Raw genomic sequence first — 22,779 nt, 5'->3', positions numbered from 1 at the left:
CAACGCCACTCAGCAAATCATGGAGGTGACTATGTCGGGTGTGGACGAACTCAGCGATCTGATCGCGAGATATCCGGAATTAGAAGCGCTGGTTGCCGAACGGGACGAATACAGGGCAAGACTGCAGGCCTACGTCCCCCACTTCGCCGGGTTGGGGGATATTCCGCCCGGACATTTTTATTCGCCTATTCCTTCACTCGACGATGTGCGTAAGGGAGAGGGCAGACTGTTCGACACAACGCACAAGGCGATGCCGGGCGTCGATCTACGTGAAAACGAACAGCTTCGCCTGCTGCAGCGATTCGCCGGGCTGTACTATGGCGACATGCCGTTTCAGGCGCAGAAGGTCGAGAATCTGCGTTATTACTTCGAAAACCCCATGTTTTCTTATGGTGACGCGATTTCGCTCTACTCAATGATCCGGCATCTGGAGCCACGTCAAATCGTGGAGGTGGGCTCTGGTTTTTCGTCGGCCGTCGCCCTCGACACAAACGACCTGTTTTTCAACGGCCAGATACAGACCACCTTTATCGAACCCTACAATGAGCGGTTGCTGTCACTGCTCAGCCAGCAGGACAAAAGCAAATCGAACATCGTCGAATCCCCTGTGCAGGATGTCGATCTGGAAGTGTTTTCGTCGCTCGACGAAAACGATATTCTGTTCGTGGATTCCACGCATGTCAGTAAGATCGGGAGCGACGTCAACCGATTGTTCTTTGAGGTTCTGCCGTCGCTGGCCAAGGGTGTGTATGTGCACTTTCACGACATATTCTTGCCGTTCGAGTATCCACCGCAGTGGATCTACGAAGGGCGAGCATGGAATGAAGCGTACGTGCTCCGAGCGTTCATGCAATATAACCAGACTTTCGAGATTGTCCTCATGAACGCGTTCATGGGTATGCACCACGGCGATTTCTTCCGGGACAAAATGCCGCTTTTCATGAATAACACAGGTGGCAGTTTCTGGATCCGAAAGACGGCGTAATCGGCTGACCCGCCACGCCGACGGTTTTCCAGCGTTCCGTATCGCTCGTCGCTGCCTATGGTTAGAACGGTGCAACGCAAGAGGCGAAATCGCGTCGGTGATGACCTTGGTTCGAATAATGAAGACTTGATTATCTATTATCTATTGCTTTTGCCTCATCAACCGCAGCGTGGCTGATGGTGATGAATTTGCTTCGAGGTTCGCTGAACGTTTCTGAAACTTCGGGCTCTTGGCATTGCTGCCGATCTGCGACAATTCCGAAGTCGCTAGACCGGGCAGCAACCGGCAAACGCCGGGCTAGTCGGGGCACATGATCCGCACGCCGGGCATGCGCTCCATACTGACGACGAGCACCATGGACGTTGCCAGCGCTGCTGCGCAAGCAACCAAGTAGTAGAACCACGCCTGATGGCTGAATATCATCTGCTGAGAATGCGAAAAGAAGAACTGCACAAGCAGCAGATGTACGAAATAGATGCCCATGGTTCGCCTCGCGACCGCTGATACTGCTTTTCGGGCGGCGATTGTCTTGATCTTGTCGAACGCGCATTGAAGCGCGATAAACGACGCAGCCGACGCAATGATGACAGTCGGGGACGAATACTCGAAAAAGGCCATGGTCGGCGTGCCGTGCGAACGAGAAGACAGCGCTGCTCCGATGATCGTTGCGCCTATCGCCATCAAAGCGATAGTGGCTGATACAAAAAGACCGGTCGCATCGACGCGCCTGAACCGCTCGTAAAGCATGGCTCCCAAGATCGGATAGCCCGCATAGAGAGGCACAAAAGAAAAGTCGATACCTAGTGGCGCCTTGCCGAACAGACCGTAGCAGAACGGATTAATGCTCGCGCCAAGTAACCATACGGCCAGAATCAGCAGCTTTTGCGCATCCGTCGAGTTTCGGTAGAAGCCGGTGAACAACGGAAGGCACGCGTAATAACCAATAATCGTGTACACAAACCACAAGTGGATCGCGGCGGGATAGTAGAGAATCCGAACGAACCAGTTGCCGACTTCACCGTGCTCCGCGAAGGTCACGCGCGCGAGATAGACACAGGACCATAAAACGCCGGGAATGAGGATCCGTTTAATCCGCTTGAACACCGAGGAGGCCGACGCGTCGCGCGTCAGCAGAAGGGCGCCCGTGGCGAGAAAAAAGAGAGGCACGCATATCGAGGCAAAGCCTCTGTACAACAGCGCGGCATCCCATTGCGGGCCAAAGGTAACGAAGCCCGGCGCAGACACATGTACCATGATCACCAGAGTGATCGCAACAAACTTGACGAAGTCGAGAGACTCGTCGCGCGTCAAAGGTCTGCCTCCGCCTGCCGTCTGCATTTATTTTGCAATGTCGGGATATGTCTTAATTTTTCGGATTATACAGTTGGTAAGGGATGGTAGGGGATGAGATTGCGGCGAGCAAAGGCATCGACGCGTGCGTGGTCTTGCGGTGTTAGCGGCGGGTGTCTCTTACAAGGCGCGAGACTTCGGAACGCGGAAGCGGAAAGGACTAAGGATCAGTCAAAGCCGACGCACGAACGCGAAGTCGCTTACGCGGCGTCTTGCCCTTTAATCGAGGTCATTGTCTCGTATTTCAGATTGAAGAATCCGCAATATGCGGCGAACCAAGGCATCAGCACTCGCGTGTAGCCCTGTGTATTGAAGCGTCTCAACGAGCAATAGATCGGGCGACTTATATGGCCGAATACTTTGCCTTCTTTCTTGGCAAGGGCTTTGACGCGGATCAGAAAATCCAAGTTCTCGCCAAGCACGATCTGCTCGTTATAGCCTCGGCTGCTGTCATAGAGACGGCGATGCACATAGCTCTTTCCAAACGGCCGACGTAGCAGGACCTTGATGAGTTCGAGTACCCAGAACACGAACAATGCCCTTGCCTGCGCCACGTCAGGCATCGTGCGAATCGTACCGGCGACGCTGTTCCTCGCGTGCATTGTGTAGGAGATGTCAGAAAGAAAGGTCGGGGAAACCCGGTTGTCGGCGTCGAGGAAAATGAATGTAGTGCCTTGGGCGACGTGCGCGCCGGAGTTCCGTGCGCAAGAAACGCCGGGCTCATATTCGTGAACGAGTCGGACATTCAGCTTGCGTGTGTGACATGCGAATTCCCATACTACTTCGTTGGTGTTGTCCGAAGAATTGTTGTCCACGACGACAACCTCAAAGCTGTCTGTACTGACGGTTTGGGCCGCGAGATCGTGCAACAAATTTTCAATGTAACCACTCTCGTTGTGACAGGGAATGATCACCGAGAATTCGAATGCGGGGTGATCCGACAGACCTGAATGAACCATGCCGTATATCCAGGTCCTAGCGCATATTGCGCTTGATCAGATCGACGAACGGTACCAGGGGGCGCGGCGAGAGATGACGCCGCGAAATGTCCCTTGACAATGTTTCGCCATGTGCCGGCGAACGCAGTGCGTCTCTGACAGCGCTGCGGATGCTGTCCTCGCTGCGTGGGTTGATCGTGCGCACGTGCGAGCCCATATGTTCCGTAGTCCACGGTCCTTCGGACAGAACGAGCGGGCGGCCGGCGAGTGCGGCCTCGAGCGCGGAGGTGCCGGGCGGTTCCAGAGACGCTTCCAGAAAAAGCGTGCAGCTCTGCACGGCCGAGCAGAGAATCTCCGAGGCCGGCGGCATTTGTGGAATGAACAAGAAGTGACTCGGCGCGGCCGCGCGGCACTCGCTGAAATACGCTTCGTCGTTCGGGTGCCCGATAAAAACAACCGGAATATCTAGGTCCTTCAGTGCATTGATCGCCGTGAGCTGATTCTTCGTTCGATTCAATACGCCTACCCACAGCACGTAGTGGTCGAGCCCGTACATCTTTTTAAAGATGCCTGGATTGGTGACATTGTAGAACTTAGAATTTACGGGGACGGGAATCTCAAGTATCTGCTCGTCGTCGATCGGAACGTATCGGCGAATATTTTCTAGTTCCGACTCGGACTTAAAAATGATCGTGTCGGACAACCTGAAAAAACTGGCGACCAGTTCCCGCTCTTCCGGCGTGGGAGCAGCGTTCCACCAGAGATTGGGCCACAGAAAAATCTTCTTGCGCTGCGATCTGGCGCGTTGCAACATGACCAGCCCATCCGCCTGCACGGAGAAGTGCAACACAGACGAGTACGATGACAGCGGTTTGCTCGAAGGTCCATAAAGGTCGGCGTCAACACCGAGTACACGCAATCCCTCGATCAAGGTTAGCAACTCCGTTTCGCCGCCACCGGGGTTCAGGAAAGCGCTGTAGTACGTGGTTATAAGAAGTCTTGGATTATCCATGCATATTCTCGTGCTGACGCCCGCGGTCCGGGTACTGAACATGACGGGCCATGCCGTCATGTTCCATGGCTGTGACGCACTATACAGGAACCGTGTCCGGGTGACCGCCCCTCAGCCGTAGTATGGTGCCGTGTGCCTGTCGGGTAGGCGCGGATACAGATTCGCATCGATGATTGGACACTTCATTGCATGCAGTCGCGCGGTGAGATAGTGTTCGGAGAGAATCGCTCGCGCCTTGCCCTTGAAGAACGCGAAATTACGTGCGTCGGGGTGCTTGGCGCTATGCCAGTGAAGCTGATACTCGGGAAACCTCGGATCAGATTTTCCAAATAGCCAGCTGCTGATGTAAGCCTTCCAATTTTCCGAAATCTTGTTGGTGGAACCCCAAAACGTTCGATAGTCGGGCGCGAAGATCTCTTCCTCCCGCAATGGGAAAGTCAATTTCCCCAGCTTCTCGCAGACATTGAACGGAATAAAAAATACGTTGCTTCTGATCCAGCTTGTATAACGGATACCCAGCAGCTCGACATCGCGCGGGAAATCGTCGAGATAACCGATGCATTCGCGCGTCAGATCATGACCGTCCACAAGCTCCCGGTTGAAGAAGTCCATATATCCGACGCCACCGTCGCGGTAATTGCGCCGGAAGAACGTGTCGTTAGCGAACAAGATGAGATCGTTATCGTCCAGATTCAGTTTGTGTTTGGCAAACCTGTAAGCGTGGTCCCAGCCCGTGAATTCCCCCAGCGTGTTGTCGCCGGAAATCTCCCAGATTGGCTGATCCAATTTTTCGTGGGGCGGGTTGATCTTGTTGTCGACGATTATGATCTGCAATCGGCTGTCGGGCAGCATTCTGTCCACGATCTTGCGGATGTGCGCAATCCCTTCGTCCGCGAAGGTGCGTCCATAGACCAGAAACAAAGCGATAACACGTGTTGCGCCAACTATCATACTAAATCTCTATGTTAAAAGAGGCGATTTGCGGCGCCCGCATCAGGCGACATCCGGATAATGTTCGTTCGTTGCCACCCACGCAATTCACTTTGGAGTTACCGACAGATAACCACCGTCAACGACCAGATCCTGAGCAGTGATTCTGGCACCGTGCTCGGAGGCGAGCAGCGACACCACTGCCCCAATGTCTTCAGGGCGCGTTAGTTGTCCGACCAAAGTCGGAAAAATGTTCCGCACTGCAAATTGGTCGAGGCTCTGGGCGGGCAGGGTGGATGCCTTGACATGGGGTTCGAGAAAGCCTTCGACCTTCTTGGTCATGCACAAACCGGGTGACACGGAATTGACGGTCACGCCCGAGTCCGCGCATTCGAGCGCGAGACTCACCGTCAGGCTCCGAACGGCGGCCTTCGCGGCAGCATATTCCGGCCCAATCGCGAGTGGCTTCGAACCCGCCACGCTTGCAATATTGATCACTCGGCCCCAGCCACGGATTTTCATTGCAGGAACGAAAGCTTTGCAAATACCTACGGTGCCCATGACGTTCAGGCGGAAGCACGCCTCCCATTTCTCGTCGCTCGTGTCCCACCAAGATTCGTGAGCGCCGCCGCCCCCCGCGCAATTAACCAGCACGTCAACCTGAACCCCGGCCTTCGACACTCCTTCCGCCAACTGTGCGCGACCCGCAGTGGTGTCGATATCAGCCACGACCACCACGATGTCGCCGCCCGGCTGACGACTCAGCCGCTCGACGCTGGCGCGCGCCTTTGCGGTGTCGCGGGCATGCAGCACTAACCTGTGGCCGTCCTGCCGCAGACGTTGTGCGATTGCGAAGCCTAGGTCTCCGGTCGCGCCTGTAACCAGTGAAGTGCGTGTCATATGGAGTTGGCGGTCCTCGTTACCTCGTTGAATAGATTGAGCCAAACCCGATCACTGGCCTGCTCGAGCGTTTCGAGCGCGCGGGCTTTGCCCACCATGGCCTTACGCTGCCGCCACGCATTATCGAACAGCCGGTCCGCGATGGTGCGCGCAACGGTGTCCAGCGGCTCGTCATTATGAAACTCACCGACGCCTGCGGCCAATTCGTCGATGGCGGTTCCGCTGCGCGCGAATACCGGCAAGCCGAACTGCATGGCTTCGAGTGCTGGTACGCCGAATCCTTCGTGGAGGCTCATCGAGAGGAGTGCATCGGCTTTGTCGAAGCAAAAGAAGAGATCGCCGTCGTCCAGCATGCCGGCGAAGCTCACATAATCGAGTACGCCCAGTTCCCTGCCGAGATTGAACAGATACTTTGAGTATTCATAATTCGGCATCGTGCCGACCACGGTCAACGTGATCTCAGCGCCTCGCGCTCTCGCGGCGGCCACGACGGATAAGGCATCCTCAAGCTTTTTGTGAGGAACGACGCGGCCCACCACCAACAGGTTGCGCGAGCGGCGCTCAATGTCGCGCGGCGCCGACCTATAGCTGAAGGCCGGCATGTCCGCGAACACGGGCGGCACAACGGCGATGCGGGAAGCACCAGTGTGCGTTTTCAGCTCCGCGGCCGTCAGGCCAGAATTGGCGATCAGCATATCGAACGCTTTCAGCTTCGACATCTGAGCAATCCCGGCGCCGCACAATTCGGCGGTGCGCGGGTCGAATTCCCGCAGCAGTTCCGGATCGGTAATGCCGTGGAAATAGCACACTTTGCGGCACGGAAGCGCGAGCAAGCGGTCAAGATACTCGTCGTAGATCGAATAGCTGACGAGCAGCAGATCATCTGCCGTAATGCTATTGAATAACTGTTCGACGTGACTGACGGTGCGCGCCGATTCGTCGAAGCGCTGGCTGAACAGTTGGACCGGCAAACCGCTGCGCGCCGCCGATCGGGCAATACCAAAGCAATGGTTACCTACCGCGTCAGCACTAAAAATATCGGGCGCGTAAACAAGGAGTTTCATCGGTTTCGTATCTCCGCGTCAATACTCTCGATGCGCTCCGCGTAGCGGCGCGACACGGCGGCGATCGAATAGTCCTGCTGCAGACGCTGCTGTCCGGCTGCGGCAATTCGGTTGCGCGCGGCGGCGTCCTCGAACACGCGGCGGATTTGTTGCGCCGCCTGCGCCACGTCCGGATCGCACCAATATTGGCCTTCGTGGAACAAATAGTCGCCGGCTTTCAGCGGAACGAGCTCGCCGTCAACGAGAAACGCGGTCTCCGTGTCGCAGTAATCTACGTTGCCCGAGAAGTTGGTGACGACGACGGGTTGCGCCAGCAACATGGCTTCGGCGATGACGCGGCCGAAACCTTCGCTTCGATGCAAAGAAACGTAACTGTCGAGCGATGCCATGAAGTTGATCAAGTCCTGCCTCGTGAGCTTCTCGGACACGATGCGAATTCGCCAATCGCGCGACGCCATGTCCCGAATGCGCTTCCAGATCGCGTCATCTTCGCGGATGTTCATGCCTTTGATCACGAGCCCGACGCCGCTAATCGACGCGTCGAAAGCCTTCTGGAAAGCCTGCACGCCAGCGAGCGGATTTTTGCGTGTCAGCCAAGAGTTGCCGTCGAACATCAGATAAAACAGAAAGTCGTCTTCCGGCAAGCCAAAGCGCCCGCGCACCCGCTGCGTGGGAGCGGGGATGTCGACGGCCATTGGCATGTGATGCACTGGTGTGTCACCAAGTTTGCGGAACGCCGTCTGCACGAAACGGCTCTGCGCCCAGATCTCGTCCACGAACTGATGAACGCGCGCAAATGCGGTGGGCCACTGCGGAAGTTCCCATGGCCACGCGCCGACCTTGTAGGTGGCGCTATCGATCAGATTGCGCCCGCCCTCAAGCGAGAGGCGCATCATTTCCGGCGGCGGCAGACAGAAGACACTGACACGATATTTCGGCTCCAGAGTCAACAGTCGCGTGACGGAGGTGTCCACCTTGGCGGGCCCGGCTATCGGCGCATTGACGAATGCGCGGGGCACGGAAGCAAGTTCCAACGCATGTCCCATCATACGCGCGTCTTCCGCGAGACCCAGAATGCCTTGCGGAAAGCCTATGATGTTCACGCCAAATGGATGGGACCGAGCCGCCAGGTTCGACTGAACAACAAAACGCCTGACCACGCCGTCCGAGTCGACTTCGGGTTCGATGAGCAAATTGCGCAGCAGCGAGTATTCGTGCCGTCCGGCTTGGTTCCACCAGTGGACTATGCCGCATATGCCTTCGAACTCGCTGCGGTTGAATGTGTTAATTAAGTCGTCGCGCTCGTTCCAGACGAGCTGCACGAAATACGGCAACCAGATTCCGTCGATGTAATCGGTCGGCCTCGAGGTGATAAGCTCGTTCAAGAGTTCGTCGGTCGACCACTGTATCTCTGGGTAGTTCGCCTGGCCTTCTTCCTGCCACCAGTTGACGAACGCGAACTGCCCTTTAAGGGTGCTGCGGCTCAAATGGGCGTGCAGATCTGGACGCTCCTTCCACACGAGATTCAACAAGCGCGGCAGCGCGAGCGGTGCGGTGCCTTCCTCAATTTCGAGTTGCCGCAGTTCGTCGAACACGTCGCGCGGCGACCAGTCGAGCGTCGGGTATTCAGTGGAGTGAAGTTGCCACCACCCCAGATAGGCCAGTTGCCCTCCGAGCGTGTGGACAGCGTAGTTTTGCCGCAGGCCGCTTCTGTGTCGCCAGATCACGTCGAGCATGCGAGGCTGCGCCAGCATGGTGCCGCTATTCTTTTCTAGCGTGGACAACTCTTCGACGATATCCTTCGCTGACCACGGCATGCGCGCGTATTCGACTGCACCATGCGTTTCCCACCAACGCAGGTAGGCAAGGCGGCTACTGGGCATATCGAGATCAAAGTCGCGGCGCAGATCGTCGCGATCGTTTCGAAGAACATGCAGAAAGTAGGGCAGTTTGATCTGCTGGTTGTTATCTTCCGCTGGAGGTTTCAGCAACAATCGCATCAGGCTCGGGCGTTCTAGGCTGCTCGAGTCGGTGTAGCGAAGCCAGAAGCCGATGGCCTTCGTAAATGATGTGCACAAGGCCTCATCGCTGATTGCGTTGAGGCTCGCGCGATCCTGCTGACGCAGTGCCCACTTGAAGTCCGGATAGCAGCGTGCGCCGATCGCTTCCCACCAAAAATAGATGGCGAGCCGGTCCTGCAGGGACCGACCGCTGTATTGCTGAAGTTCAGGCAGAAATTCCAGCAGGAAATAGATGCCGTTGGGGAGCGCGAAATCAACACTCGCGGACGGGTGGCCAAAGCCTTCAAGCCAGTCGGTTCGATGCATCGGATAGTTATCGCGTTATAGGAGCAATCAAGGCCGCGGCGCGGATCGTCCTGTCTGATTAAAACGAAAGATCAGAGTTGAGGTAGTTCGCCTGTTGCCCAAACTCTGTCGCCAGATGATCGATGTAACGCCGTGATCCTGCCGTTTTGTAGCGCCAATCGGCTCGCTCTGTCGGCAGTTCGCGTGCGCCATAAAAAACATCCTGCGATCCGATCTGCATGTCCGGCGGCGTGACGCGCATGACGAGTGAACGGCGCGTGCGCAACGGGTCCGATGCAGGTGCCTCGCCATGCGGCATGTCGGGGTGCCACAATACGACGTCGCCTTTTCTAGCGAAAATGGGCTCTTCGGCCAATCCCGCGTGCGCATATTGTTGGCGCAGAGCAGTTTGATATGCGTCGAAAAGTGCCGGCGAATCCGGGTTGATCGTCTCTCCGCGCCTATAAACGGTGCTTAGAATGGCCGGGCGATCAAGCTCGGGGAGCGCATGCGCTTTCGGCACGAGCGTGAGCGGGCCATTCTGATCGTCGATGTCTTCGAGTACGAACCAGATACTCATATGCAAGTGCTCCGGCTGGGTACAAAACACCGGCGCGTCGCTTGCGACGCTGCGTGCCGCGCTCTGTTCCTTATACGACGACGAGAACACTACCGCTTCGCCGAGGAAGTGGTCCGCTATTTCAGTGACGAGCGCGTGCGTCGAGAAAAGGCCTATCAGTTCGGGAAGCCCGCAATGCAGGTTGGCGAGGGGCGGCAGATAGCCGTGCGAGTTCATGTGTCTCGCGCACACATCGGTGTTGCCCTGCTTGAAGCGGGTCAGCGCCGCAAGTGCGGCGTCGCATCTGGCTGGCACGGCGCTGGTGCCGCGCACAATCGTATAACCTTGGTTGACGATGTCGAGGACGTGTAGAAGAGCTGGGGAAAACGCCTTTTCACGGACGCCATTGTCCCGGCCGAATTCCGAATCGATGAAGTTCCTATTGGAAATCATGCGCATCTCCACGTTCCGCTTGCATTACAGGTTTGCAACGTCGATCTCTTCGATTTGATAGCCCTTTTTGCTCGCGAAGACACCAAACAGACGCTCGATCGCATGAGCTAGCGTTCCGTCCAGCTGGCCGGTTTCCAGTTCGAAGCTTTCACGTTCCAGTTTGAGGTCGAGCAGATCGTGCAAGGCATCGACCCTGAACCAGAACATCGAGCCAGACGGAAAGTGGATGTTGTAATTGCCGATCAGCGAGTCCTCGCCAATCTTGCCGAGAATCGCGTCAAGCCAACTGATGTTGCCCGCATGAATTTCTGGCACAGAAAGATCTGTGAGGGAACCCTTGGGTGCGAGCAGGCCGACACGCTCGTTCTTGCAAAAATAATCAATCACCTTCTTGCCGCAGTGCTCCGAGCCGGCGAGGCAACCCAGCAACGACGAGCGCCAGGTGTCGCCGTCCACGCGATGCAGCGAACGTTTCGTGTGAAGTTTGCAGCAGTATTCGTAACCGCGGCTCACCACAGCTCCGTATGCCACTAGGAACGGGCGTATATCGCGACCGATGTTCTCAACCGGCAGCAAATAGGTATTTAGGCCGCTGTCGATGAATTTTTGCAGGTATGCGCGATCCACGCCTTGCTTGAACGTCACAAAGACATCAGGTTGACCGATATTTTTGGCGTACGAAATCATGCTGTCGGCGAGATCTTCGTAGTAAAGGTGCAGAACGACAGCAGTGTTGCTCTTCTTGACGAACCCGGCGTTGTGTTCGTTGTAAAAGTTATCCGCCGCAGTCTTTTTGCGGTAGCGGCGCAGCACGTTCGCCGTGGCATGCAGGTAGGCGTAGCCGTGGTAACGGTCCGGCTCTAGGTGCGCGCCTTCGGCCCATTCGTTCCACGCGTTGATGAAAAGAAGGCGCTTACCCTCTTCGTGCCTCATCGTTGTCTGACACGCGTCGTTAAGCCACTTCGCATAGTTCTGTGGGGTGGACTTAACAAACGAGAATCCGGCACCCGGCTTGCGCGCTTCGTTGTCCCAAGAGGGCATCACGGTCTTGAAGGTGAGGTGATCGTCGGACGTGATCTTGCCGAGACGGTCCGCCACTTCTTCGTAATCGTAAATCTTGCCCTTGTACGTCTTGTTCATGATCACGTGCTGCTCGGTGATTTCCTTCGCATGCGACTGATGCGGGGGAAATTCGACGGCGGCATCGAAACCGAATACGGTGGGATCGGTGATGTTGAACGATTTCGCCGCGACCAAATAGACACCCGGCAGTCCGACTTCTAGCGCACGCGCCCGCCAGCGCTCGGCCGTGGCGCGCGCGTCGGGCAGCAACGTGACACGGTAGACAATCAGAACCGGCTTGCCGTCTACCCTAATGTAGCGTTCGTCGCGGAAAGCCTCGACAAGCGAGTCGAAGAAGTTGATGTCGTCTTCGGGGCTGTGATTCTGCGAGATTAGGATGTCGTCTTCGAGACCATCCCAGCGACGCGACCAGTTTTCATTGGCCCACGAGACGCAGAACTTAATGTCGATTTCCTTATGCTCGAGCAGGTTCTGCAGCGGCTTTTCAAGCAGACGTTTACCGCCGAACCAGTAATGATGGAAGCAGAACCCGCTGATGCCGTAGTGCTTCGCGAGTTCCGCCTGCTGCTGCATGACTTCGGGAATGCGCAGATCATAGAAGCCCAGTTCGCCCGGCAGATGCGGCTGGTGATGTCCGACGAATTGCGGTACTGCTTTCGTGACGTTGGTCCACTCGGTGAAGCCTTTGCCCCACCACAGATCGTTTTCATGAATCGGATGAAACTGTGGAAGATAAAAAGCGATAGCCTTGATATTCAACGCGTCGGGTTCGACGAAGTCAAGAGCCTTCGGAACGTACCGCACATTCCAGCCTTTAACGCCCTGCGCCTGATCGAAGCGGTCCTGCATGTATTGATCGACCAGATCAATTTTGTCTTCGTAAAAGTTCATTCCGTTTCCCTTCGTCACTTCACTACCGTATTGTAGATTTGGGGCAAGCGCACAGTCGTGGTGGCCCACGAGTACTCCCTGCCAACTGCACTGGCGGCACGCTGGCGTTCGCGATCGCTCCCAGCGCTGGTGTTCAGCAACGCCTGCGCGATGTGCTGGGCGATATCGTTGCTGTCGTTCGGATCCACATAACCCGCGCAGTCACCGAAATATTCCCGGGTCGATCCTTCGGAGGTAACCAACAGCGGTACGCCCTGCGCGGCTGCTTCGAGCGCTGCAAGGCCGGGCGTTTCGAGCGTGCTCGGCAGACAGAAGAGCGAACATGCCTGGTAGGCTGAGCGCAACAACTCGGAGTCGTGGGGCAATGGGCCGATATAGGTGGCCTGCGAACCAGCCTCCCGCATCACTTCTTGGAAGTAATTTTCATCCCGGACATGGCCCACAAGTAGCAATTTTTGGTCCGGATGCGACTTCATTGCCTGAGCCAGACGTAACTGGTTCTTGCGCGGTTCTATATTCCCGACGTTCAGCACGAAGGGCGTATTCGTGCCGATGTGTTGCCGGAAGAGTTCAGGATCTAGCCGATCAAAAAAGACATCGTCCACCCCGTTGTAAACGGTCACGAATTTCTCACGGGGCAAGTTCAAAACGCGCGCGAGCGAGTCGCATTCGATCTCGGAGTTAGTGACGACGCGGTCGGCAAGGCCAAGTTGGGCGCGGATCTCGTCGACCGGATAGAGATGCCGCGTTTCTTCAGTGATCCATAAGCTGGACGACACGACAAGTGGCAATCCCAAGCTCTTGATGAACGCACAGAAGTGGGACGAGCCGCCGACGCACGAGAAAAAATGAACGACGTCGTGGTCGAGGAAATGCGGCTTCCATGGGTCGAATAGGCTCACTTCTACCCCATGCTGCGGTAGGTGTTTCGCGTAAGCGAGCAACTGGATCTCGCCACCGCCTGGGGTATGGAAGGCCATCGGATACGTGGCAAACAACACTTTCATATCGAATGTTCTTTCTGTGGCCTTGTAGGATTGAGGATCCCGGTCAGTAGCCGGAATCGCTTAATGTTCACGTGCCGCGGTGGTCGCAGAACACTGTATTTGCTCGTATCTCGGGCAGTGCACCGCTGTAGCGACTACCGGGCAACGAGTCTGCGGCGCCCTGACGTGTTCTCGTGTTTTCGGGCGTGCCTGTAGTAAAACGACGCGCAAACTTTCGCCGAATGACAGCGGCGCAGCGGATACAAAGCTTCCCGAATGCTCGAAGAACGGGTAACCCGGAATGATACAGCGGAAACCAGCTGATTTCCGAAGTTGAGTTCCAGCGGCCGTACAATGTCGCCAGAGCCGAACTCGATCCCAAGGGTGAATTTTACCGTAACTTAGATGCTGCCCGGCTTGTCGGCTTGTCAGGCATGTCCGCCGACGGCCTGCGCGGCAGTTTCGTCCCCGTCCCCAATCACTAAATGTCTCAGAATGTCCTCGTCACCGGCGCCAATGGATTTATAGGTAAAGTGGTATCGATCGCGCTGCGCGAACGCGGCGACGTAGTCACCGGGATGGTACGGCGCCCGTCCGGCCTACCCGTAGGCATTCGCGAGTGGGTCGTCAGTGAGGACGACTTTCAGGGACTCGAAGGTACATGGCCTAAGTCAATGCGGTGCGACAGCGTCGTCCATCTCGCCGCCCGCGTGCACGTGATGCAAGACAACACGGCTGATACGCTCGCTGCCTATCGCTCTACCAATGTCACGGCTGCACTGCGGGTCGCCGCTGCTGCACGGCGTGCCGGCGCCCGCCGACTCGTGTTCGTGAGCAGCATCAAGGCGGTGGCGGAGGGTAGCAGTGGAAGGCCAATCGCCGAAACCGACGAGCCGCAGCCCAGCGACCCTTATGGCATTTCCAAGCTCGAAGCCGAGCGCGCGTTGATGGAGTACGGCCGTGAGTCCGGCTTGGAGATCGTGATACTTCGGCCGCCGCTTGTCTACGGGCCGGGCGTTCGAGCCAACTTTCTGCAACTGATGGACGCGATCGCGCGCGGCGTGCCGCTGCCGATTGGCGCGATCACTGCTCGCCGCAGTCTCGTCTTCGTCGATAACCTTGCGGATGCGCTCGTGCACTGCACCACGGATCCGCGAGCGGCATGGCAGACCTTCCACGTCACCGACGGCCGCGATGTCAGCGTCTCCGAACTCGCGCGGGCTCTCGCAATGCAACTGCATGCGCCCGCTCGGCTAGTGCCGGCACCGGTGGGACTGCTAAAGCTCGCGGGCCGGCTAACGGGGCGCTCGGCTGTGATCGACCGGCTGGTCGGCGAACTTTGCCTTGACAGCTCCCATATATGCGAACTGCTCGGCTGGTATCCACCCTATACAGTAGAACATGGTCTGCTGAAGACGGCCGCCTGGTATCGGGCCACGCATTGACAAACCGTCATCCATGCTTGGTTTAGCAATCTATTACGTCCGAACCGTCCCTGAGTTTTCACATCCAGTCTGTCTTAAACCTGCCGTCAACTTATTTTCGATGCCAACCGATTCGCTCGCGGCTCATTTTGTGCCGCATCTGCTCCTGTGGGGCGCCGCCGCTTTCTGTGCGTGCGCGGCTATTCTATGGGCGCTGCTCAGAACGGGCCTCGCCTGGCGCCTCGCCACCGATATTCCCAACGACCGCTCCCTGCATACGCGCCCGACGCCGCGAGTCGGCGGCTGGGGGATCGTGCCCGTCGCCGTCGTACTGATCTGGCTCGCCGCACCGGCGCTATGGCTACCAGCGCTGGTCGCTGCGCTGCTTGCCGCGCTGTCGCAGATCGACGACCGCCGCGGTCTGCCGGCCCGCGTGCGTTTCGGCGGCCATGCGGCGGCTGTGGCGGCGCTCATCATCGTCTATCCGGCCGACGTGCCGTGGTGGGTGCTCACCGTCATGGCGGTTTTACTCGTCTGGCTGGTCAATTTGTATAATTTCATGGACGGCTCGGACGGTCTGGCGGGCGGGATGGCGCTTTTCGGCTTCGGCGGCTATGCAATCGCCGCGTCGATTTCGAGCCATCCGGATGCGGCGCTCGCAAGCGCGTCCATCGTGATCGCCGGCGCTGCGGCCGGCTTTCTGCTTTTCAATTTCCACCCAGCGCACATCTTTCTAGGCGACGCCGGCTCGATCCCGCTCGGCTTTCTTGCCGGCGCTCTCGGCTACTGGGGCTGGCGCGACGGCGTGTGGCCCGTGTGGTTCCCCGCAGTGACCTTCTCGCCGTTTATCGGCGATGCATCGGTCACGCTCGCCAAACGCCTGCTGCGCGGCGAAAAGTTTTGGCAAGCGCACCGCGAACACTATTATCAAAGACTGGTGCAGTCGGGATTGGGGCACGCATCGACGGCGCGAGTTTGGTATTTGTTCATGGCCGCGGGCATAATGCTTGCTTTATGGGCGCTGAATTTTGCTGTCCCGAATCAATGGCTGGTTGTCGTCGCGTGGGCCGTCGTCCTCGTCGTCGCCGGACTGTGTATTGATCGGCGGTGGCGGCGCCATGTGTCCCGTTCCGGGCAATCCTGAGGTTCTGCGCAATGAAGAGATTCAAAGCCCGTTGGCTTTCGTTCAGTGCGTTTGCGTTCGACCTGTGCGCGGTGGCCTTGGCGTGGATGCTGGCGTATGTGATCCGCTTCAATGGCCCGGTGCCGGGTCCGTTCTGGTCGAGCGGCTTGCATGCCCTGATATGGGTGCTGCTGATTTACGCCGTGATGTTCCGCAGCTACGGGCTGTATCGCGGCATGTGGGTGTTTGCGAGCCTGCCCGACCTCGTGCGGATCGCAAAAGCCATCGGCGTCGGCGCACTCGTCGTCATGATCGCCTCCGCGCTGTTGCAGCCGTCGCCCATCGTGCCGCGCTCCGTGCTGATCGTCTCGCCCATGCTACTCTTCCTCACCATGGGCGGCTCTCGGGCGCTCTATCGGGCAGCCAAGGAGTTCTATCGTTACGGCGGCCTCGTCGGCCAAGGCAAGCCGGTGCTCGTGCTGGGCGCGGGCAACGCGGGCGCGAACCTCGTGCGCGAATTGAAGCGCTCAGGCGAGTGGCGGCTGGCAGGGTTGCTCGACGACGATCCGGTCAAGCAGGGCCGCGAGATTTATGGCTATCGCGTGCTCGGTGCAATCACCGATCTGCAGAAAATCACGGCCGATCTGAAAGTCGAGCATGTGATCATCGCCGTGCCGTCGGCCTCGGTGGAAGTGCACCGGCGCATCGCAACGCTGTGCGTGCGGGCGGGCGTTCGCGCCATGACGCTGCCGGCGCTTACGCCGCTCACGCAAGGCCAGGCGTTCCTCTCCCGCGTGCGTCAAATCGATCTGGAAGACCTGCTGGGCCGCGATCCGGTGATGATCGACACAGATCACGTCGAAGCGCTGCTGAAGAACCGCGTGGTCATGGTCACAGGCGCGGGCGGCTCGATCGGCTCGGAATTGTGCCGGCAGATTCTGCGCTTCGGCCCGGTTCAGTTAGTGGCGTTCGACGTTTCGGAGTTCTCCATCTACCGGCTCAACGAAGAGTTGACCGACAGGTACCCGGAAGTGTCGGTGGTGCCGATCATCGGCGATGTGAAGGATTCGCTGCTGCTCGACCAGGTGATGGAGCGCTACAGTCCGCATATCGTCTTCCATGCCGCAGCGTACAAGCACGTGCCGTTGATGGAAGAGGTGAACGCCTGGCAGGCCGTACGCAACAACGTGCTCGGCACGTACCGCGTGGCGCGCGCGGCGATCCGTCATGACGTAGCGCACTTCGTGCTGATTTCCACGGACAAGGCCGTCAATCCGACCAACGTAATGGGCGCGAGCAAGCGACTTGCGGAGATGGTGTGCTCGTCGCTGCAGCAACAGGGCACGCGGCGCACGCAGTTCGAGACCGTGCGCTTCGGCAACGTGCTCGGCAGCGCGGGCAGCGTGATCCCGAAGTTTCAGGAGCAGATTGCGCGCGGTGGCCCCGTCACGGTCACGCACCCGGAAATCACGCGTTTTTTCATGACCATTCCCGAAGCGTCGCAACTTGTGCTGCAGGCGTCGAGCATGGGGCACGGCGGCGAGATCTTCATTCTGGACATGGGCAAGCCGGTGCGGATCGCCGATCTCGCGCATGATCTGATCCGTCTTTACGGCTTTACCGAAGAGCAGATACGCGTCGTGTTTACGGGCCTGCGTCCTGGCGAAAAGCTCTATGAGGAACTGCTCGCCGATGACGAAACTACGACGCGGACCCCGCATCCAAAACTGCGCATTGCAAAGGCGCGTGAAGCGCCGGACAGCCTCATCGACAACCTTTTGCCATGGTTAATGCAGCACCGCATTCCCACCGACGACGAGGTTCGCCGCGACCTGCGCCGTTGGGTTGCCGAATATCAGCCGGCCACCTCGAGTGCACTGCGCAGCGTGCCTGCCGTGGCTAGCTGAGCCTTATGAGCATCGAGCAGCGGTGTGCAAAGAGGATCTCTGACCGCTAAATCGATCGGAGAGCGGCTCCTCGGGGTGAGACATCGACGGTGGTTGCACAGCGGCCACCCGCCTATCAAATATTTTGAAATGTGAAGCAAATGGTTTCTGGCATTATCTTCGGGACGGCAGGGCAACGAGATCGCCGGCACGGAAGCCGACGACGTTGACGCCGCCGCCGCCGCTGACAAGGCTTGCATACTCCCGGATACGGGGCTGTCGATAACGACGACACGCTCCACCTGTCCTCTAAAGACCCTCGAAATGCAGGATGATCGCACGGCGCGGTAACGCTGGATTGTGTATCCGGGACATCGGTTCGTCTATCAATATGGCATAGCAGGCTGTTGAATTTGGATCCCGAGTAAATGGGGTTTGAAGCACGGGCGTTATGGATATCGTGTTCATGATCTTTGTCGGCGGAAGCGATGCCCGGAATGGATGAGATGCAGGAACCGTTGTTCACGACGGTCAAGCTGGAGGACTTCGTCCCGGCAGACCACCCGTTGCGACCGATCCGGTTGCTGGTGAATCATGTGTGAAACGGCTTAACGGGCTGTTCAGCGCCATCTACGTGGATGACGACCGCGCCTCGATTGCGCCTCAGAAGCTGGTGCGGGCGCTGCTGTTGCAGGTGGTCTACTCGGTGCGCAGCGAGCGCATGCTGATGGAGCCGATGCAGTACAACCTGCTGTTCCGCTGGTGCGTCGGACTGGCGATTGAGGACGCTGTGTGGGATCACTCGGTGTTCTCGAAGAACCGCGACCGGTTGCTCGAGCATGAAGTCGTGGAAGCGTTCTTCACCGAAGTCATGAACCTGGCGGACAAACGGGGCCTGTTGTCGAGAGAGCATTTCTCGGTAACGTCACAAGAGCTTTCGCCCCAAGGACGGCCCGGACGATGGTCCACCAGCCAGCGGTGGCCGCAACGCCGACACTGACTGGAAAGGCGAGCGACGTAGCAATGCCACGCACGAGTTGACGACTGACCCGGAGGCGCGATTGTGCAAGAAGAGCCACAAGAACCCGGCCATCCTGTGCTACCACGGGCACATGCTGATGGAGAACCGCTCGGGGCTGGTGGTCGGCGCCGTGGTGAGTCACGCGGATGGTTTCGCCGAGCGTGCCAGCGCACTGCAATTGCTCGACTGCGTGCCAGGCGCTCATGCAAAGACAGTCGGTGCCGACAAGGCACGTGACACCCGCGACTTCGTGAACGATTGCCGAAGTCGAAACGTGACACCGCATGTCGCGAGTAACGATGAGCGTAGGGGCGGCAGCGCAATCGACGGCCGCACTTCGCGGCATGCGGGCTGCCGGATCAGCCAGATCATCCGCAAACGAATTGAAGAGCACGTGGGCTGGGCAAGACCATCGGACGGATCCGGCAGACGGCCTATCGCGGTATCAAGCGCGTCGACCAGCACTTCAAGCTGTCGATGGTTGCGAGCAATCTGACCCGCAGAGCCCGAATGCCAGGTGTGGTGCCGCAAGGAGCGGCGCGATGAGCCGCTACAGCGCGAAGACTGCACGCCACAAGGGCTGCATGCGTGCGCATGCCCCGTGCAGATTGCGCGGTGAACCGGTAATTCAGCGGGAAATCGCACGCGCAAGTCTCCTGAACATAGCGTTGGTCCTCATGACGGAGCGCTGTTCAACAGCCTGCTAGGCGATGACTGGCATTATGGCTTTCATCTGAACGAGTGCATGCAAACGGACCACGAGCCCTACAGCGAAGCGTGGATCGGTGCCGGAGAACAGGCGTGTCCACCCGAGGACGTCGGCGGCATTACGGATATCAAGAGATGTTGCGCGCTCTGAGCGTGCAGCCAGAGTCTGACGAAGCGAAGCTTTATCAAACTACTTGGCACGGCGAAGATTTTGCTGCCCAGTTTGACCGACGGGCTAAGTCGACGCTGCTGCGCATGGCGTGAACAGCTGCGGTAAAAAGTAGGCAAGCTTTAAGCCTTGTTCTGCGATATATCTAAGACCCAGTGGGGTATAACTAGCGCCTACGGTTCTGCGAGGGGTGTAACCCCCTGTTGTCCGCAGTAGTCTGTCGGCGTCCACACCCTACGTGCCGCGAGCGGCTCGCCACGTTTTCCCGATGCATCTCTAACCGCTTACGCAGTCGAGGGCTCCACGCTGCTCTTCGCAGGATTCCAGCATGCCCGGATCCGGACACTGCTCGCCGCACCCGCACCTTGGTGCAGCCTTGACTTTTCAATGACGTCGGCAAGATGGGATCACCTCAGCCGATCGCATTGAAACATGGACCCTTTGACGAAGCGTTATTTCAAATCCAATAAAAATCAAGGACTACAGAGGAACGACGCGTCGGCAACTTCTTGCCGCAAACTACCCGCGAGGCTCGCCGACTCAGAAATCGCTCACTTGGAAACCGTCGCGTCTTACTTGTTGAACACTGAACATCGAGAGCTGCCCGATTATTTGGGATCTTCATATTGGATTGCTCGCGCCGTATCGATCGGGGAGCAGTTCGAGCTTGTTTTACCTCAACGGCAACGGCTAACCGCGTTGCTCGCGATGTTTACGAGTCTAGCGCAAGCGAGGCGGCGTGCACCTGAAGAAGTGCGGCGGCGTGCGGCCAGTGATGCTTGCTGACCGGGAACTGCGTTTGTTGAACTGCGGTGATTCGATCGTTGCAGACACCCTTACGCACTGCCGATCACGCTGAAGCGGTGGGACTCTGCCTGCCTACGTCGTGACCAGGTTGTCAACGGCACCCAAGAATCGGTAGACGGTGTATCAATTTACAGGTGCCGATGACAACGTAGTTGGCGACCTTGGCGCGGAGAAGGAGGACGCTGCCAAGCAGCACGAGTCTTTACTGCAAAAGACGATCGAGACGTGATAAATAATCCTGAATAATATTATCCCGTGAGGCGAAATGAGTGGGCATCGTATTTGACGATCTGCACCGCTCGCGAAACAGTCGTGCGAATGATCCAACTCCTCTTTCTTGCGCCTTGAAGTAACCCGGTGCAGCCGTTAGTCCCAGAGCCACGGCGCCTCGCGAGTTCATGCAGACGTAGGCACAAGTTTCCTTCCCGCGAGCAGGGCCTCGCCGAGCAGAAGGAAGCCCTTCGCATTTGCGTGTGCGGGCGCGTCCAGCACGTCGATGCGTACCCGGGGAAAGGGGGCGCGCACCGCTGTCTCGTAGAGGCCTGCTCCGCCTCCTGTCAATACGATCGACCTCAACCTCGAAGGAGATGGAGTGCGATCACGGATTATTTCCAACGCAGCGTTCACTACGGCTCGTGAGCTTTCAACCAACGGAGCGAGGTTGATGCCCTTGCCGTAGTGCAGAAGTGGCCTCTTATCGCTAAGGCATCTGCCAATGCGTTCCATATTGTCTACAGAGCCGCGCTCCTGGTTCGCGATCAACGATCCAATGGTTCTATAGACCTGCCATGCACCGCCCCGGATGTGGCCCGAACATTGGTCGATTATCTTATGGTCACAATACAGCAGCCAGCTAGTCTCGGAGTAGCCTACATCGATGAAGAGATGGCCGTGCTCCGGGTCAAAGCGGCCATCGCCGGAATTGGAGAAGGTTCCGAGCGATCCGAGCAGCGGGGGAACGACTTTACCGATCGTACGTGGACCGGACCTTGGCCAAAATCGAGAGCGCCTGTAAATGCATCGCGAAGATATCTGAAGTATTCCGCGGTGAAGTGGGACGGGAGGCCAAGCACCATGCATTCGATGTCGGTTACAGCGGCGCGATATAGTGCTCCGCCGAGTAGCGCGGTGAACATGGGCGTCAAGCAGAAACTGTCAAATAACGTTCGCGTTAGGCTTGAACACGCTGACAACGACTCTACTTCGGGGCCGACTGCATAATGAGAGCCTTGCACCTCGATTAAAACAACGTTCAACCCGTCGGCCACGCGTTCTCTGGTTCGCGGTAACTCAAGATCAGGTACAAGAGGCGCGAGCGACGGGAAGCTCACGGTAGAAATATCGGATCCTGTACGCAGCGCACCTTTGGTGTGGCCGTAACCAATGTCGACGCCAACCGCTGATACTTTTCATTAACCCTCCTCTTTAAGGGGGAAATCCTGCTGATTTCGGAGGCTAAGTTGCACGGTGCTTCACGGCCCGTTCACCCACTACCGTTGCCTGCCGTGCGTCGAAGTCAACCGTCTGTGTTCAATCAACTGTATCTAATCGGTCAGCCTGCCCTGCAGGCAAATGGCGACATAATCGGCGCAGCTTTCAAGCAGAGCGGGGCGTTTAAATGCGGGCGCTTTCCAGTTGTGTCCGCTCAATGAAGACTTGGCCAACGGTTTCAAATCGACGACGCTCCTTCGTTGTCTTTCGGCTGCGTACACGGCAAACCGGCACCCGCGCGCGGGATAACTACTTCCGGTACCCCATGTCGTTAGCCCGCCGGCAAGGACCCAAGACAATGTCTGAGAAGATGGGCTGACCACTCCGGTCCATCTCCTCGACCGTGCCCAGTCGACAGCCGTTTGGCGCATGCCTCGGTTTTGACTGTCGGTCACTCAAATGTCGCGGTACCGTCAGCAGACTAACGGTAGGGGCAGCGACGCTGCCGTTACCGCATCCTATTGATTTCGTTTATTAAACGAGCTAATTCGCGAAATTCCTATTAATCGATCCACAGTACAGAATTCGCAAATCGGGAGCCGCGCACGCCCCGTCTTACACAGAAAAGGATCGTGCTCCGCCGACGCAGCGTACCCGGCAGTAGGCCCCAACGATGGCGATTCGCACCGTGTTGACACTCTTGCAAAGCACACTTTCCTGGCCCGGCCAACTCGGTGAGCCGACGCGATGGAG

16 protein-coding genes and 1 pseudogene are annotated in these 22,779 nt (G+C 57.8%); 6 read left to right on the top strand and 11 right to left on the bottom strand.

Features of this window, described 5'->3' with window-relative positions; genetic code table 11:
* Nucleotides 1-31 precede the first annotated feature (31 nt).
* Nucleotides 32-985, top strand: coding sequence for a class I SAM-dependent methyltransferase (locus SB753_RS18175; RefSeq protein ID WP_408484210.1), 954 nt, complete (start codon nt 32-34; stop codon nt 983-985).
* A 297-nt stretch (nt 986-1,282) separates the two neighbouring features.
* Here the strand turns inward: SB753_RS18175 and SB753_RS18170 are convergent, their stop codons facing one another.
* The 10 genes from SB753_RS18170 to SB753_RS18125 all read right to left on the bottom strand — a co-directional run bounded on the left by SB753_RS18170 (nt 1,283) and on the right by SB753_RS18125 (nt 13,478).
* The gene (locus SB753_RS18170) at nt 1,283-2,296 is read right to left on the bottom strand and encodes an acyltransferase (protein ID WP_408484208.1); all 1,014 of its coding nucleotides are present in this window, start codon (nt 2,294-2,296) and stop codon (nt 1,283-1,285) included.
* A 239-nt stretch (nt 2,297-2,535) separates the two neighbouring features.
* The gene (locus SB753_RS18165) at nt 2,536-3,294 is read right to left on the bottom strand and encodes a glycosyltransferase (RefSeq protein WP_408484206.1); all 759 of its coding nucleotides are present in this window, start codon (nt 3,292-3,294) and stop codon (nt 2,536-2,538) included.
* A 16-nt stretch (nt 3,295-3,310) separates the two neighbouring features.
* Nucleotides 3,311-4,327, bottom strand: coding sequence for a glycosyltransferase (locus tag SB753_RS18160; RefSeq protein WP_410801157.1), 1,017 nt, complete (start codon nt 4,325-4,327; stop codon nt 3,311-3,313).
* A 69-nt stretch (nt 4,328-4,396) separates the two neighbouring features.
* Nucleotides 4,397-5,236 (bottom strand): hypothetical protein, encoded by an 840-nt coding sequence (locus SB753_RS18155; RefSeq protein ID WP_408484202.1) that lies wholly within the window; start codon nt 5,234-5,236, stop codon nt 4,397-4,399.
* 87 nt (nt 5,237-5,323) lie between these two features.
* Nucleotides 5,324-6,115, bottom strand: coding sequence for an SDR family NAD(P)-dependent oxidoreductase (locus SB753_RS18150; RefSeq protein ID WP_408484200.1), 792 nt, complete (start codon nt 6,113-6,115; stop codon nt 5,324-5,326).
* Entirely contained in the window at nt 6,112-7,179 is a 1,068-nt protein-coding gene (locus SB753_RS18145) for a glycosyltransferase (RefSeq protein ID WP_408484198.1), read from the bottom strand. The genes SB753_RS18150 and SB753_RS18145 overlap by 4 nt, the downstream gene beginning before the upstream one ends.
* Nucleotides 7,176-9,506 carry a glycosyltransferase family 4 protein gene (locus SB753_RS18140; RefSeq protein WP_410801155.1) on the bottom strand — a complete coding sequence of 777 codons (2,331 nt, stop codon included), beginning with the start codon at nt 9,504-9,506 and terminating at the stop codon, nt 7,176-7,178. The genes SB753_RS18145 and SB753_RS18140 overlap by 4 nt, the downstream gene beginning before the upstream one ends.
* Before the next feature lie 58 nt (nt 9,507-9,564).
* Nucleotides 9,565-10,497 carry a phytanoyl-CoA dioxygenase family protein gene (locus SB753_RS18135; protein ID WP_408484194.1) on the bottom strand — a complete coding sequence of 311 codons (933 nt, stop codon included), beginning with the start codon at nt 10,495-10,497 and terminating at the stop codon, nt 9,565-9,567.
* A 24-nt stretch (nt 10,498-10,521) separates the two neighbouring features.
* Nucleotides 10,522-12,471 carry a glycoside hydrolase family 99-like domain-containing protein gene (locus tag SB753_RS18130; protein WP_410801153.1) on the bottom strand — a complete coding sequence of 650 codons (1,950 nt, stop codon included), beginning with the start codon at nt 12,469-12,471 and terminating at the stop codon, nt 10,522-10,524.
* 14 nt (nt 12,472-12,485) lie between these two features.
* Nucleotides 12,486-13,478, bottom strand: a complete 993-nt coding sequence (locus tag SB753_RS18125; protein WP_410801151.1) for a glycosyltransferase family 4 protein — start codon at nt 13,476-13,478, stop codon at nt 12,486-12,488.
* A 464-nt stretch (nt 13,479-13,942) separates the two neighbouring features.
* Between SB753_RS18125 and SB753_RS18120 the strand changes: the two genes are divergently transcribed.
* The 5 genes and pseudogenes from SB753_RS18120 to SB753_RS18100 all read left to right on the top strand — a co-directional run bounded on the left by SB753_RS18120 (nt 13,943) and on the right by SB753_RS18100 (nt 19,770).
* Nucleotides 13,943-14,902: an NAD-dependent epimerase/dehydratase family protein gene (locus tag SB753_RS18120; RefSeq protein ID WP_408484187.1), complete on the top strand. Its 960-nt coding sequence runs from the start codon at nt 13,943-13,945 to the stop codon at nt 14,900-14,902.
* Nucleotides 14,903-15,002: 100 nt separating this feature from the next.
* Nucleotides 15,003-16,025, top strand: a complete 1,023-nt coding sequence (locus tag SB753_RS18115; RefSeq protein WP_410801149.1) for an MraY family glycosyltransferase — start codon at nt 15,003-15,005, stop codon at nt 16,023-16,025.
* An 11-nt stretch (nt 16,026-16,036) separates the two neighbouring features.
* Nucleotides 16,037-17,911 (top strand): polysaccharide biosynthesis protein, encoded by a 1,875-nt coding sequence (locus tag SB753_RS18110; protein ID WP_410801147.1) that lies wholly within the window; start codon nt 16,037-16,039, stop codon nt 17,909-17,911.
* A gap of 467 nt (nt 17,912-18,378) precedes the next feature.
* Nucleotides 18,379-19,457 (top strand): annotated as a pseudogene (locus SB753_RS18105) (IS5 family transposase).
* A 142-nt stretch (nt 19,458-19,599) separates the two neighbouring features.
* Nucleotides 19,600-19,770 (top strand): IS1096 element passenger TnpR family protein, encoded by a 171-nt coding sequence (locus SB753_RS18100; protein WP_410801366.1) that lies wholly within the window; start codon nt 19,600-19,602, stop codon nt 19,768-19,770.
* Nucleotides 19,771-21,464: 1,694 nt separating this feature from the next.
* Here SB753_RS18100 and SB753_RS18095 read toward each other — a convergent pair.
* Nucleotides 21,465-21,935 carry a hypothetical protein gene (locus tag SB753_RS18095; RefSeq protein WP_410801364.1) on the bottom strand — a complete coding sequence of 157 codons (471 nt, stop codon included), beginning with the start codon at nt 21,933-21,935 and terminating at the stop codon, nt 21,465-21,467.
* Between the last annotated feature and the right edge of the window lie 844 nt (nt 21,936-22,779).

It is taken from the genome of Paraburkholderia sp. SIMBA_053 (genome assembly GCF_046534895.1).
Lineage (GTDB): Bacteria > Pseudomonadota > Gammaproteobacteria > Burkholderiales > Burkholderiaceae > Paraburkholderia > Paraburkholderia caledonica.
The sequence above is the reverse complement of the archived record's forward strand: the minus strand, read 5'-3'. Positions and strand labels throughout refer to the sequence as shown.